This is a genomic window from Micromonospora sp. AMSO12t, from assembly GCF_008806585.1.
GTDB classification, from domain to species: domain Bacteria; phylum Actinomycetota; class Actinomycetes; order Mycobacteriales; family Micromonosporaceae; genus Micromonospora; species Micromonospora reichwaldensis.
This window is the reverse complement of sequence record NZ_WAAS01000183.1, coordinates 1-13,157: the sequence shown is the minus strand read 5'-3', so window position 1 is coordinate 13,157 and position 13,157 is coordinate 1. Positions and strand designations below refer to the sequence as shown.

The 13,157-nt window shown below is 75.9% G+C and carries 8 protein-coding genes and 1 pseudogene; 5 read left to right on the top strand and 4 right to left on the bottom strand.

What is annotated here, in order from left to right; translation table 11 throughout:
• Nucleotides 1-37 precede the first annotated feature (37 nt).
• From F6X68_RS22940 to F6X68_RS22920, 5 genes are all read left to right on the top strand, one after another.
• Nucleotides 38-1,228 (top strand): AAA family ATPase, encoded by a 1,191-nt coding sequence (locus F6X68_RS22940; protein WP_192581506.1) that lies wholly within the window; start codon nucleotides 38-40, stop codon nucleotides 1,226-1,228.
• Nucleotides 1,225-4,905, top strand: coding sequence for a DUF5682 family protein (locus F6X68_RS22935; protein WP_151456217.1), 3,681 nt, complete (start codon nucleotides 1,225-1,227; stop codon nucleotides 4,903-4,905). The genes F6X68_RS22940 and F6X68_RS22935 overlap by 4 nt, the downstream gene beginning before the upstream one ends.
• A complete protein-coding gene (locus F6X68_RS22930) occupies nucleotides 4,902-6,803 on the top strand; it encodes a hypothetical protein (RefSeq protein WP_225852375.1) in 1,902 nt (633 codons plus the stop codon). Before F6X68_RS22935 ends, F6X68_RS22930 begins: the two co-directional genes overlap by 4 nt.
• Nucleotides 6,804-7,057: 254 nt before the next feature.
• Nucleotides 7,058-7,837, top strand: a complete 780-nt coding sequence (locus F6X68_RS22925; RefSeq protein WP_151456216.1) for an SDR family NAD(P)-dependent oxidoreductase — start codon at nucleotides 7,058-7,060, stop codon at nucleotides 7,835-7,837.
• Nucleotides 7,838-8,050: 213 nt separating this feature from the next.
• Complete coding sequence (locus tag F6X68_RS22920; RefSeq protein ID WP_151456215.1) at nucleotides 8,051-9,058, top strand: hypothetical protein; 1,008 nt, start codon at nucleotides 8,051-8,053, stop codon at nucleotides 9,056-9,058.
• A 7-nt stretch (nucleotides 9,059-9,065) separates the two neighbouring features.
• Here the strand turns inward: F6X68_RS22920 and F6X68_RS22915 are convergent, their stop codons facing one another.
• The 4 genes and pseudogenes from F6X68_RS22915 to F6X68_RS34330 all read right to left on the bottom strand — a co-directional run.
• Nucleotides 9,066-9,965, bottom strand: coding sequence for an ECF transporter S component (locus tag F6X68_RS22915; protein WP_225852374.1), 900 nt, complete (start codon nucleotides 9,963-9,965; stop codon nucleotides 9,066-9,068).
• On the bottom strand, nucleotides 9,962-11,593 hold the full coding sequence (locus tag F6X68_RS22910; protein ID WP_151456214.1) for an ABC transporter ATP-binding protein: 1,632 nt from the start codon (nucleotides 11,591-11,593) through the stop codon (nucleotides 9,962-9,964). The genes F6X68_RS22915 and F6X68_RS22910 overlap by 4 nt, the downstream gene beginning before the upstream one ends.
• A complete protein-coding gene (locus tag F6X68_RS22905) occupies nucleotides 11,590-12,852 on the bottom strand; it encodes a CbiQ family ECF transporter T component (RefSeq protein WP_225852373.1) in 1,263 nt (420 codons plus the stop codon). The genes F6X68_RS22910 and F6X68_RS22905 overlap by 4 nt, the downstream gene beginning before the upstream one ends.
• Nucleotides 12,845-13,157: pseudogene (locus F6X68_RS34330) on the bottom strand (hypothetical protein); the annotation flags it as partial. The gene F6X68_RS22905 and the pseudogene F6X68_RS34330, both read right to left, overlap by 8 nt.

The window sequence follows — 13,157 nt, the reverse complement described above, 5'->3', positions numbered from 1 at the left end:
CACCCCCATCCGAACCGAAAGAGATCGAGGAACGCCCGTGACCGTGACGGAACACGTCCGCCCCACCGTGGCGCCGGAGACCGCCGCCCAGGTCCTCTCCGCCGAGCAGCGGTACGCCGACGAGCTGGCCTTCCTGGCCGCGTACGACGACGGGGCCCGGCCGCCGGGCTGGGCGCTGACCCCGCGCGCCGTGGTCACCTTCATCCAGGGCAGCGACGGCGAGGCGTTGAAGCTGCCCGCCGAGCGGCGCACCGGCGCGGACGGCACCGGACTGCCGGCCAGCATGACCATCCCGGCGAAGTTCGTCGGCGAGCGGAGCCTGGTCGAGCGGTGCGTGGTCACCCTGGCCGGCGAGCGGGGCCTGCTGCTGGTCGGCGAGCCCGGCACCGCCAAGTCCATGCTGTCCGAGCTGCTGGCCGCCGCCGTCTGCGGCACCAGCGCGCTGACCGTGCAGGGCACCGCCGGCACCACCGAGGACGCCTTCCGGTACGGCTGGAACTACGCCCTGCTGCTCGCCCAGGGTCCGACCCCGCAGGCGCTTGTCGACTCGCCGGTGCTGACCGCGATGCGCACCGGCCGGGTGGTCCGGATCGAGGAGGTCACCCGCTGCCTGCCCGAGGTGCAGGACGCGCTGGTGTCCATCCTGTCCGACCGGCGGATGAACGTGCCGGAGCTGTCCGGCACCGAGGACGGGCTGATCCGCGCCACGCCCGGGTTCACCGTGATCGCCACCGCCAACCTGCGGGACCGGGGCGTGTCGGAGATGTCCTCGGCCCTCAAGCGCCGGTTCAACTTCGAGACCATCCACCCGATCTCCGACGCGGACGTCGAGACCGACCTGGTCCGCCAGCAGGCCACCGCCGCCGTGCAGCGCGCCGGCGCGGCGTACACGGTGGACGACGCGGTGCTGGACGCCCTGGTCACCGTGTTCCGCGACCTGCGTTCCGGCCGGTCGGGCGAGGGCTGGGACGTGGAACGGCCCGGCACGGTGATGTCCACCGCCGAGGCGGTGCAGGTGGCGGTGTCGCTCGGCCTGGCCGCCGCGTACCTGCCCGGCGGGGAGGCACTCGACCTGGTGCCCGGGCACCTGCTCGGCGTGGTCCGCAAGGACGACCAGAACGACCACGCCCGGCTGCTCGGCTACTGGGACGGCCCGGTCCGTCGCCGCGCCGAGGACGGCTCGGCGATGTGGCGCCGGCTCTGGGACCTGCGGGAGAGCCTGCGGTGACGACCCTCTCCAGCACGACGCCCGGTGCGGCCCCGCCGGCCGCCGACCCGCCGAGGGCCGATGCGACGTCGGCCGATCCGCGCGCCGTGGTCGACGCGCTCGCCGGTTCGGTGCGGCCGTACCTGATCGGGGTGCGGCACCACAGCCCGGCGCTGGCGGCGGTGGTGCCGGCGCTGCTGGACGCCGCCGGGGCCGAGGTGGTCTGCATCGAGCTGCCGGCCGACTTCCAGCGCTGGCTGCCGTACCTGTCCGATCCGGCCGCCCGGGCCCCGCTGGCCCTGGTCGGCAGCCACGGCGCGGACGGGCCGATGGGCTTCTACCCGTTCGCCGACTTCTCCCCGGAACTGGCCGCGATCCGCTGGGCCCGGCAGCACGGCGTGGAGGTGGTCTGCTGCGACCTGCCGCTGGCCGACCCCGGCTGGAGCGCCGGCGCCGCCGACCCCGACCCGACTGCCGGTGCCGAGCCGGCCGCCGGTGCCGAGCCCGCACCGGACGCGGGGGAGCCGGTGCCCGGCCTGCGCCGGTCCTACGCCGCCGCGCTCAGCGCCAGCGGCACCGGCCGCGACGGCGACGACCTGTGGGACCGGGTGGTCGAGGTGCGCGCCCCGGGCTGCCCGCCCGAGGCGGTCCGCCGGGCCGCGCTCGGCGTCGGCTGGGCGATGCGTACCGACAGCGCCAACCGCGACGGCGTACCGGGCCGGGACCTGGCCCGCGAGCGGCACATGCGCCGGGTACTGGCCGAGGCCGGCGTCGACGGCCGGCGGGTCGCCGCCGTCGTCGGCGCCTTCCACGCCCCGGCCCTGGTCGCCGCCCCGTCGACCGCCGCCGTCGACGTCGCGTCCACCCGGCCCGGCACCGCCCCGGCCGATCCGGTCCGGTCCGTGACGACCCCGCCCGGACCGGCCGCCACCGACGGCGGCGGCACGGCGGTCACCTCGCTGGTGCCGTACGCGTTCGACCTGCTCGACTCCCGGTCCGGCTACCCGGCCGGGATCCGCGACCCGCGCTGGCAGCAGTCCGTCTTCACCGCCGCCGGCGACCCGGAACGGATCCGGGCCGCCGCCGCCCGGGCGGTCACCGACGTGTGCCGGGACCTCCGCGCGGCCGGTCACACCGCCGGCACCGGCGAGGCCACCGAGACGGTACGGCTCGCCGACGACCTGGCCCGGCTGCGGAACCTGCCCGCCCCCGGCCGGGGCGAGGTGCTGGAGGCGGTGACCACCGTGCTCGGCCAGGGTGAACTGCTCGGCCGCGGCCGGGCGCTGGCCAGGGCCCTGGAGAACGTGCTGGTCGGCGCCGAACGGGGCCGCATCGCCCCCGGCACGCCGCGCTCCGGGCTCGGCCCGGCGGTCGAGGCGGAACTCGCCACGCTGCGGCTGCCCGACCCGGGCAGCCCCAAGGCCCGCGAGGTGCGGCTGGACCCGCTGCGCACCGACCTGGACGGGCGGCGGGAGATCCTGCTGCAACGCCTCCAGATCTGCGGCGTCGGCTACGGCGAGCCCGTCGCGGTGTCCGGCACCGGCGACGGCGCCGCCCTGACCACCCGCTGGCAGCTGGCCTGGACGCCGTCCGTGGCGGCCCGGCTGGACCTGGTCGGCGTACGCGGGGTGACCGCCGCGCTGGCTGCGGCCGGCACCCTGCGGGAGCGGTTCCGCCGGGAGGCCGCCGACGGTGGCCCCACCGCCGCGCAGCTGCTCACCGGGCTGCGCGACGCCGCCCGGTGCGACCTGCCGGAGCTGGTCACCGACCGGCTCGACCTGGCCGCCACGGTGCTGCCGGGCACCGGCACGCTGCCGGAGCTGCTGGCCGCACTGGACCTGCTGGAGGCGCTGCGCCGCGAGCACCTGCCCGGCACCACCGCCGACGGCCGGGCCCGGGCGGCCGAGCTGGCCGTCGTGCTGCTGGACGCGGCGGTGCGTGGGCTGCCTGGCCTGGCCGGCAGCGACACCCCGGCCGACGCCGCCGCGCTGGTCGACCTCGCGGTACGGGCCGGCGAGGACCGCATCGGGCTGCGCCTGGACGAGGCCCTCGACCACCTGGCCCGCGCCGGTGCGCCGCTGATCCAGGGCGCCGCCCTGGCCGCCCGGGTGCTGCTCGACCTGACCGACCTGGAGACCCTGGGCACCCGGGTGGCCGGCTGGATCGACGCGGCGACAGGACCGGACACCCGACGGCACCTGCACCGGCTGCTCGGCGGCCTGCTCACCGGGGCACACCCGCTGTTGCAGTCCGCCCCGGCCGCGCTGGACCCGCTGCTGGAACGGATCGAGCGGCTCCCCGACGCCGACTTCCTGGACCGGCTGCCCGCGCTGCGCGGGGGGTTCGACGTGCTCACCCCGGCGGCCCGGGACCGGCTGCTGCACACCGTCACCGAACGGCTGGGTGACCGGCTCGACCTGAGCCTGTCCGCCCCGCCGGAGCTGCTGGCCCGCTGGGCCGCCGCCGACGCGGCCGGCCGGGCCGCCCTGCTCGCCCGCCACCTCCCCGTCCCGGGCACGCCGACCGGCCCCACCGAGGTCGACGCCGATGCCGATGTCACGCCCGGGCCGGACACCCCGGACGCCCGGCTCACCGCCAGCGACCGGTGGCGGCTGTTGCTCGGCCGCCAGCCCGACCGGTTGCCGGCCGACGCCCGCCGCTACGCCCGCGCCCTGGACGAGCTGTACGGGGCGGGCCAGGGCGAGGGCGCCACCGACCTCGGGCAGGCGGCCGGCGGCGGCCAGGAGGCCTCCTTCCCGACCGCCCGCGAGTGGGCCGACGAACTCGAGGCGCTGTTCGGCACCGCCGTACGCGAGGAGGTCATCGCCCGGGCGGCCGAGAGCGGCCGTACCGACGTGCTCACCGAACTCGACCCGGCCGCCGTACGCCCCTCGATGGAACTGCTGACCTCGGTGCTGTCGCTGGCCGGTGGCCTGCCCGAGGGGCAGTTGGCCAAGCTGCGGCCCCTGGTACGGCGGCTGGTCGAGGAGCTGACCAGGCAGCTCGCCACCCAGGTGCGTCCGGCGCTGACCGGGCTGACCAACCCGCGTCCGACCAGCCGTCCCGGTGGCCGGATCAACCTGGCCCGTACGCTGCGGGCGAACCTGGCGCACACCCAGCGGCTCGGCGACGGCCGGACGGTGGTGGTGCCGCAACGCCCGGTCTTCAACAGCCGCACCCGCAAGGAGGCCGACTGGCGGCTGGTGCTGGTGGTCGACGTGTCCGGCTCGATGGAGGCGTCGGTGGTGTGGTCGGCGTTGACCGCCGCCGTACTGGCCGGGGTGCCCACCCTGTCCACCCACTTCCTCGCCTTCTCCACCGAGGTGGTCGACCTGACCGACCGGGTCGACGACCCGCTGTCGCTGCTGCTGGAGGTGCGCGTCGGCGGCGGTACGCACATCGCCGCCGGGCTGGCCGCCGCCCGCTCGCTGGTGACCGTGCCGAGCCGCACCATCGTCGCGGTGGTCAGCGACTTCGAGGAGGGTTATGCGCTGGCCGGGCTGCTCGGCGAGGTCCGCACGCTGGTCGGTTCCGGCGTGCACCTGCTCGGCTGCGCCGCGCTGAACGACAGGGGAGTGCCCTGCTACTCGGTGCCGGTCGCCGAGCAGCTCGTCGCGGCCGGGATGCCGGTCGCCGCTCTCAGCCCGCTCGAACTCGCCCGCTGGGTGGGCGACCGCATCCGCGGAGGATCACGTTGACGGACCGCACAGCCACCGCCGTGGACACCGACCGGTTGCCGCCGGTGCTGCCGGCGGTCGCCGCCGCGGCGGTGGCGGCCCTGCCACCCCGGCTGCACAGGCGGCTTGACGCCGCCGTCGAACGGCTGGCCGGCGTACCGGTCGGCCCGGTCGACGGCGGCGTGTCGGTCGACTGCGGTCCGGAGTCGCTGGTCACCCTGACGCCCGGAGCGACGGGCGCGGTCACCGACCCGCACCAGGCGCGGTGCAGCTGCCTGCTGGCGCCCCGCTGTCTGCACCGCACCGCCGTCCTGCTCGCCTGCCCCGTCGCCGACCCGGCCGCCCACCCCGATCCGGCGTCCACCGCCGCGGCGTCCCCGGCGTCGGACAGCGCCGCCGCGGCGTCCGGCCGGACCGCGCGTACCAGGAAGTCGGCCGGCGGGGCACCGACGAAGGCGCAGCGGGCCGCGGCCGGCGCGCTGTGGCGGGCGGCCGCCGCGGTGCTCGCGGCCGGCGTGCCGGCGGCCGGGGCGGTGCCCCAGGCCGAACTGCTGCGGGCCGCCCACGGCGCCCGGCTGGCCGGCCTGCCGCGGGCCGAGAGCGCCGCGCTGCGCACGGTACGTGGGCTGCGCGCACACCGGGGACGGCAGAACGGCCACCGGTTGGCCGAGCTGGTCGAGGTGCTGCACGACCTGCTGTACGTCACCGGCCGACTGGCCGCCGGCGACGCCGACCCGGCGCTGGTCGGCGTCCTGCGGCGGGCCTACCAGCCGGACGGCACCCTGGAGGTGTACGGCGTCTGCCGGGAACCGGTGATCAGCGCGACCGGGTACGCCGGGGTGGTCACCCACCTGGTCGCCGCCGACGGGCGCCAGCTCTCCTTCGGCGACGTGAAACCGGGCGGTCCGGACCGGGCACGCGACTGCGCCCGGGCGGTCACCGAGATGGGCGCGGTCGCGGTCAACCACGCGGTACTGGCCCGTGGCGGCCTGCGGATCACCGGCACCACCGTCTCCCCGGACGGCCGGCTCGGCGCCGGTAAGGGGGTCCGGGCCACCCCGCTCACCGGGGCCGACTGGTCCACCGGGCCGCTGGCGCGACTGTTCGCCCGCCCGCTCGCCGAGGTGGTGACCGCGCAACTCGCCACCGACGACCCGGAGGACCCGGCCCGGGCGGGGACCGCGCTGTTCGGCGGTGACCTGATGGTGGTGGGCGCCGTCGGTGACCAGGTGCTGGCCCGCGAACTGGACCCCGCCACCGACGCAGGAGGCGAGCGGGCGCCGGTGCCGGACGGGCCGCTGATCCGGCTGGTGCCGGTCGACTCCCACCCGATGCTGGCCCACGTGGCCAACCTGCGGCGGCTCGCCTCCCGGCCCGGCCTGCGGGTCCGGGTGGTCGGCCGGCTGGACCCGGACCGGGCCAGCACGCTGCGACCGCTCGCGGTCGGCCCGGTGCCCGGTGCCGCCGCCACGTTGCGGCTGCCGGCGGAGTGGCACGGCCGGGCGGACCTCGGCTACGACGAGCTCCAGGGCGGCCACCTGCCGCCGCGCGACCCGGCGGAGACGACCGGACCCGTTCTGGCCGTCGGCGCCGACGCGGTTGCGGAGTCCCCGCTGTGGCGGGTCCGCCGGCTGGTGGAGTTGGCCGTCTCGGGCGGTCGCCGCGCCGTCGCCGAGGCGGCCCGCGGCGACGGCACCGGCCTGGCCGGCCCGCTGCGCCGCGCCGGCTTCACCACCGCCGCCGCGCTCACCACTGCGTTGGCCGACGAGTCCGACCGGCGCGGCCGGGACGCGTTCGGCCGGCGTACCGATCCCGACCCGGACCGGTACGCGTGGGCCTGGCTCGCCGCGACCGCGCATCTCGCCGCCGCCGAGCGGGAGCTGATCCGATCCTCCTGGACCGCCCCGCCGCTCGGCTGACCTGCGGGAACCCGGGGCGATCGCGCTCCGGGCCGGTGACCGCGGGCCAGGCGATCGCCACCGAGGCTCCGGCACCCCGTCCGAACCCGGGCGGGTGCCGGGGCCGTCGGGCGAGGGAACGCACACCTGGCGACCGTGTGCGTCACGACCCGCCCGCCGGGCGATCCTCGGGGACATCGGGGGAAAACCGGTGGCCGTCTGTGACGCGGGACTAGATTGAATCCGCGTGGTCGAAAACGGACGGGAGATGGATCGTGCGTGGACTCACCGACAAGGTCGTGCTCGTGACGGGGGGCGGATACAGCCCCGAGCAGGTCGGTTCCGGTCTCGGCCAGTCCATGTGCGTGGAGCTCGCCCAGGAGGGGGCGAAGATCGTCGTGTCCGACCTCTCCCTGGAACGCGCCAACGCGACGGTGGAGCGGATTCGCGACGCCGGGGGAGACGCGACCGGGGTGGCGGCGGACGTCACCGACGAGGCTTCGGTCGACGCCATGGTGAGCGCCGCTCTCGACGCGTACGGCCACGTCGACGTGCTGGTGAACAACGCCGGTGTGTTCGGCGCCTACCTCCCGCTGCTCGAGATCGAGACCAGTCAGTGGGAGCGCGTCATGGCCGTCGACCTGAAGGGCGTCTTCCTCGCGACGAAGGCCGTGCTTCCCCACATGCTGGAGCGCGGCAGCGGCGTCGTGATCAACGTTTCGTCGGCCTCCGGTCTGGTCGCCAGCGAGGTCGGGGCCGAATACACCACGGCCAAGCACGGCGTCATCGGGCTGACCAAGCAGATCGCCTACGACTACGGCCACCGCGGCATCCGCGCCGTGGGCATCGGGCCCGGCGTCATCAAGACCGCAGCGTTCGAGGGCGCGGAGATCACCAGCGACTTCCCGTTCTACGACCTGACCATGCAGGCCCCCGCGGGCCGGTACGGCGAACCCCACGAGGTGGCCCGGGCGGTCTGTTTCCTCGCGAGCGACGACGCCTCCTTCATCCACGGCCACACCATCCCGGTCGACGGTGGGTCTCCCGTCAGGTGACCGAGCCTGCCGGCGCGGCCAAGGCCCGCCGGAGCGTTTGCTAATTCGTATTAGCATCTTGACGCCGCCGAGACGGCGCGCGCAGACTCATCGACCAACGAACCCGTTCCGCGCCGAGCGTCCACACCGTCCGGTCGCTCAGCGCGGGGTCGGGTGACGCCTGCCCGCACCCCCCTGCCCCCGTCGGCGCGCCCCACGAACGGAGGGAACGCGATGACGCGTACCCCGGAAGGCTCCTTCTCCCGACGCACGCTGCTGCGTGGCGCGGCGGCCGCCGGTGTCGCGACCGCGACCACCGGCGCCGGCCTTGCCGCGACCTCCGCGCCGGCGCTCGCCGCACCGGCCGGCTTCCCCAACTACCGGTTCGTGCGCGACGCGTTCGACAGGCCGTTGCGTTACAACCCGACCGGCGAGTTCATCTTTCCGTGCGTGCGCGGGGTCTACGACAAGATCAGCGGCGCTCTCGGCCGCTACTACCTCTACTACGCGCCGCACGACGCGCCCGGCGGGATCTGCCTCGCCTACGCCAACCGGCTCGAGGGCCCCTACACCGAGTACGCCAACAATCCCGTCGTCGACCGGGTGCTGCCGTCCACGACGGTGAGCCACGTGTCGTCGCCGCACGTCGTGTGGGACGCGCCGACCCGGCAGTTCTACCTGTACTTCCACGGCGAGAACCACACGACCCGGGTCGCCCGCTCGAGCGACGGCGTCCGCTTCACCAACGAGACGCCGATCCTGTCGACGAACCTGGTGCCCAACACGACCGAGACCTCGTACGCGCGGGTCTTCGAGCACTCGGTGGCCGGCAAGGGAAACCGCTACGTGATGGTGTTCATGGGCGCCCACACGATCCGGCCGGGCACCCGGAAGATCTTCTGGGGCTGGTCGCCGAACGGCTGGAGCGGCTGGCAGTTCTCCCCGAACCCGCTGGTGTCGCCGTCGGGCGACGGGCTCACCGACATCTCCGCGCCGCACCTGTTGAAGCGCAACGGCACCGCGTACGTCGCGTACCACGGCAGCAGCGGCAACATGTACCTGACCGAGGTCGGCAACAACTTCGACCGGGAGGTCCACCTCGGCGTGTTCCACCGGCCGATCGGGTCGGACAACGGCCGGGTGGCCTCGCCGACGTTCGGCACCGACGGCGGCGTGGAGTACATGCTCTACGAGGCGGGGCCCCGCCTCGACGCCAGGATCTGCGTGGCCCGCGCGGTCTAGGACCACATCAGGGGACGTCGCCCGGTCGGTCGGTGGTCGCGGTTCCGGCCACCGGCCGGGACGAACCGGCCCGGTCGTCCCCACCCGTGCGAGGTGGGTCCGGCTGTGGTTCGGGCGCGGCGAAGGTGACCGGAGCGTCGAACGCGGCCCGCCGTGCGGCGCGGCGCAGCGCGGCGAGCACCGCGGGGCCGGCGAGGACGATCGCCACGGCGGTGGTGATCGCGCGTCCGGTGTCCCAGCCGAAGGTGGAGGTGACCGCCGTGAAGACGGCGAAGCGGTGCAGGTTCTCCAGCAGTGGCGCTCCGGCGACGTAGGAGAGCTGGGTGTCCGCGCCGATGCTGAACGGCCAGAACCACAGGTTCATCAGCAGTCCGTAGCCGTAGGCCGCGAGGACGCCGTAGCCGGCCAGGGCAGCGATCTCGGCCCGGCCCCGCAGCCTCGCCGGTAGCAGGCCGGCGCCGAGACCGATCCAGGACGCGGCCAGCATCTGGAACGGCAGCCACGGCCCGACCCCCGCGGTGAGCAGCGCGGAGGCGAACAGCGACGTCGAGCCGAGCAGGAAGCCGAAGCCGGGCCCGAACACCCGGCCGGCGAGTACGAGAAGGAAGAACACCGTCTCGATGCCTGCGGTGCCGGCGCCGAGCGGGCGCAGCGCGGCGTTGACGGCCGCGAGCACCCCGAGCATCGCCAACGCCTTGCTGTCGATGCCGCCGGAGCTGAGTTCGGCCAGCACCAGCGCCACGAGGACCGGCAGCACCACCAGGAACACCAGCGGCGCCTCGCCCGTGCGGGCGGTGCTCTCGGGATGGGCGGGGACGAAGAACGGCCAGGTGAAGGTCGCCAGTGCGGCGGCCGAGGCCAGGACCAGCACGACAGCGGTACGCGGGGCGACCCGCAGCACGCTCACCCCGGCTCCCCGGTCGTGGCCAGTGCGGCCGCGACCTGCTCCACGGTCAGCCACGGCGCGGGGGCGAGGACCTTGGCCACCTGCGGGGCGAACGCCGGCGAGGCGAGCATGACCTCCGCCGTGGTGCCGGCGGCGACGATCTCCCCCTCGGCCATCACCACGACCTGGTCGGCGAGGGCCGCGACGAGCTCGACGTCGTGCGTCGCGATCAGCACCGCCCGGCCGTCGGCGGCCAGCCGTCGGACGACGGCGGTGAACTGCCGCTTGGCGCGGTAGTCCAGGCCGCGGGTCGGCTCGTCGAGCAGGACCACCGGCGGGGCGGCGGTGAGCTGTACGGCGAGCGCGAGCGCGAGCCGCTGCCCCTCGGAGAGGTCGCGGGGGTGCCGGTCGGCGGGTAGCCCCGGGGTGAGCTCGTCGAGCATCGCCCGACAGGTGCCGGCCGGTGCTCCGGTCTCCCGGTCGGCCTGATCGCACTCGGCCTCCACCGTCTCCAGGTACAGCAGGTCACCGGGGGTCTGCGGGACCAGACCGACATGCCGGCGGGCCCGGCCCGGCGGCAGGGCCTTCGGGTCGACGGTGCCCTGCGCGCCGACGACGGCGACGGTCCCGCCCTGGCGGGGGCCGCTGCCCTGCACCGCCCAGAGCAGGCTCGACTTGCCGGAGCCGTTGCGCCCCATCAACGCCACGATCCGCCCGGGAGACAGGTCCATGTCGACGCCGGCCACGGCGACCGTCCCCGGGTAGCGCACGACGACGTCGCGGGCCGTCAGGACGGGGGGCGCGTCCGGGACCGTCGCCGCGGCCGGCACGGCGGCGTCGGCGAGCCGGTGGCGCAGGGCGGCCGCCCGCCGGCGGGCATCGCGTACGGACAGCGGCAGCGGCGTCCAGCCGGCGAGACGGCCCAGCTCGACCAGCGGTGGTGCGATGTCGACGTCGGCGAGCACGGCGGCCGGTTCCCCGTCCACCACCCGACCGTCGCCGGGCAGGTAGAGCAGCCGGTCGGCGTACTGGACGACCCGTTCCAGCCGGTGCTCGGCCAGCACCACCGTCACGCCGAGGTCGTGCACCAGCCGGGTCACCACGGCGAGCACGTCCTCCGCCGCGGTGGGGTCCAGCGCGGAGGTGGGCTCGTCGAGCACCAGCACCCGCGGGTGGGCGGTGAGGACCGACCCGATGGCGACGCGCTGCTGCTGCCCGCCGGACAGCGTCCGCAGCGGCCGGTCGCGAAGCTCGGCGATGCCCAGCAGGTCGAGGGTCTCCTCGACCCGTTTGCGCATCACCGTCGCCGGCAGGGCGAGCTGCTCCATCCCGTAGGCGAGCTCCTCCTCGACGGTGTCGGTGACGAACCCGGACAGCGGATCCTGCCCGACCACGCCGACGACGTCGGCGAGGTCACGCGGCGGATGACGGCGGGTGTCCCGGCCGTCGACCGTCACGCTGCCGTGCAGGGTGCCGCCGGTGAAGTGCGGCACCAGCCCGTTGATCGCCCGCAGCAGCGTGGACTTGCCCGTGCCGGTGCGACCGACGACCAGGCAGAGCTCACCCTCGTCGATGCGCAGCGTCACGTCCCGCAGGGTCGGGCGGTCGCTCTCGGCGTAACGGACGGTCACCCGGTCGAAGTCGATCACGAAGGGCCTCCCTGCGTGGGGGACGACGACGCCAGCCGACCCGCTCCGTCCGCCGGCGCGGCGTCGACCGGACCGCGGAGTGCGGTCGCCGGGCCGGCGGTGCGCGCGGCGGACGTCCTTGCGGGCGCGGGAGGCGGCGCCAGCCAGGCCGGTGCCGCCGCGACCACGACGGCGAGCAGCGTCAGCGGCGTCAGCTCGGGCCAGGTGAGTGGGCTCACCGGCGGATAGAGAAGCTCCGGATCGACCGAACCGGCCAGTACCGTCAGCGCGGCGGCACCCACCCCGCAGCCGGCCACGAGCAGTTCCGCGCCCCGCCAGTGGTCCGGCCGGTAGCGGCTGCGCCGCACCCGACGGCCGGCCAGCAGCATGCCGGCCACGGCGGTCGACAGGCCGACGAGGAGCATCGGCAGACCCAGGTACGCGGGCCCGGTGGCGTCGAGCAGCCCGTACGTGCCGGCGCAGACGCCGACCAGCCCGCCGAGCACCAGCGCACCGGTGACGGCGCGCTGCCCGGCCGGCACCGCCGGGGTGCGGCCGTAACCCCGGGAGTCCATCGCCGCGGCCAGTGCCAGCGACCGGTCCAGCGCGTCGGCCAGCACCGGCAGCGCGATGCCCCGCAACGCCCGTACTCCCCGGCCGGAGGCACCCCGCAGCCGCCGCGCCCGGCGGACCCGCAGCACGCTCTCGACCAGTTGCGGGGCGACCGACAGGGCCACCACCACGGCGGTGCCCACCGCGTACAGGGCCCCGGGCACGGCTTTGAGCAGCCGCTTCGGGTTGGCCAGGGCGTTCGCCGCGCCGAGGCAGACCAGCATCGTGGCCAGCCGTAGCCCGTCGTAGAACCCGCCGAGGAGCTGCTCGGCGGCGACCGGCCCGAACAGGCGGATTCCCGCCGCCCACGCGGGCAGGGGGATCTCGGGAAGCCGGACGAGCACGTGGTCGCCCTGCCCGCCGCCGAACACGATCCGGAACAGCACCCGCATCGCCACGATCACCGCGCCGAGCACCAGGTACATCCGGAATGCCAGCGCCCACGGCGCGTCTCCCCGCCGCCGGACGACCACCAGCGCGGCGACGGCGACGAGCAGGCCCAGCGGCAACGGGTTGGTGGTGTGGCTGGCCGCGGTGGCCAGGCCGAGCGCCCACAGCCACCACGCGCCGGGGTGCAGCGCCCGGGGCAGGCGCGTCGCCCGTCCCACCGAACCTGCCCGGTCCGCTCCGGCGGGCCTCTCCACCCGGCGGGTGCTCCGGTCAGTCATCCGGCTCGACGGTCCGCCGCCGCCGTGCGGCCAGCAGACCGCCCGCGCCGAGCGCGACCAGCAGCAGCACGCCGGCTGCCGTCCCCAGCGGGATCCCGCGAGCGTCACGGGGGGCGGCCACCTCGGTCACCGCCGGCTGGTCGACGGAACTGCCCGCCGGTGGGCTGACGGCAGCGCTCGCGGGTGGCGTCGCGACGCCCGCGCTCGGTGTCGGGACCGGGCCGCCGGCGGTCGGCGTACCGGTGGGGAGCGGCGCGGGCCCGGCGGAGCCCGGCACCGGTCCTGCCACGCCGGGCCGGCCCGCG

What these genes read in the sequence shown, in the direction of transcription:
- F6X68_RS22920 (WP_151456215.1), top strand. Translation starts at nt 8,051, where the DNA reads ATGACGCGTACCCCGGAAGGCTCCTTCTCCCGACGCACGCTGCTGCGT.
- F6X68_RS22905 (WP_225852373.1), bottom strand. Translation starts at nt 12,852, where the DNA reads ATGACTGACCGGAGCACCCGCCGGGTGGAGAGGCCCGCCGGAGCGGAC.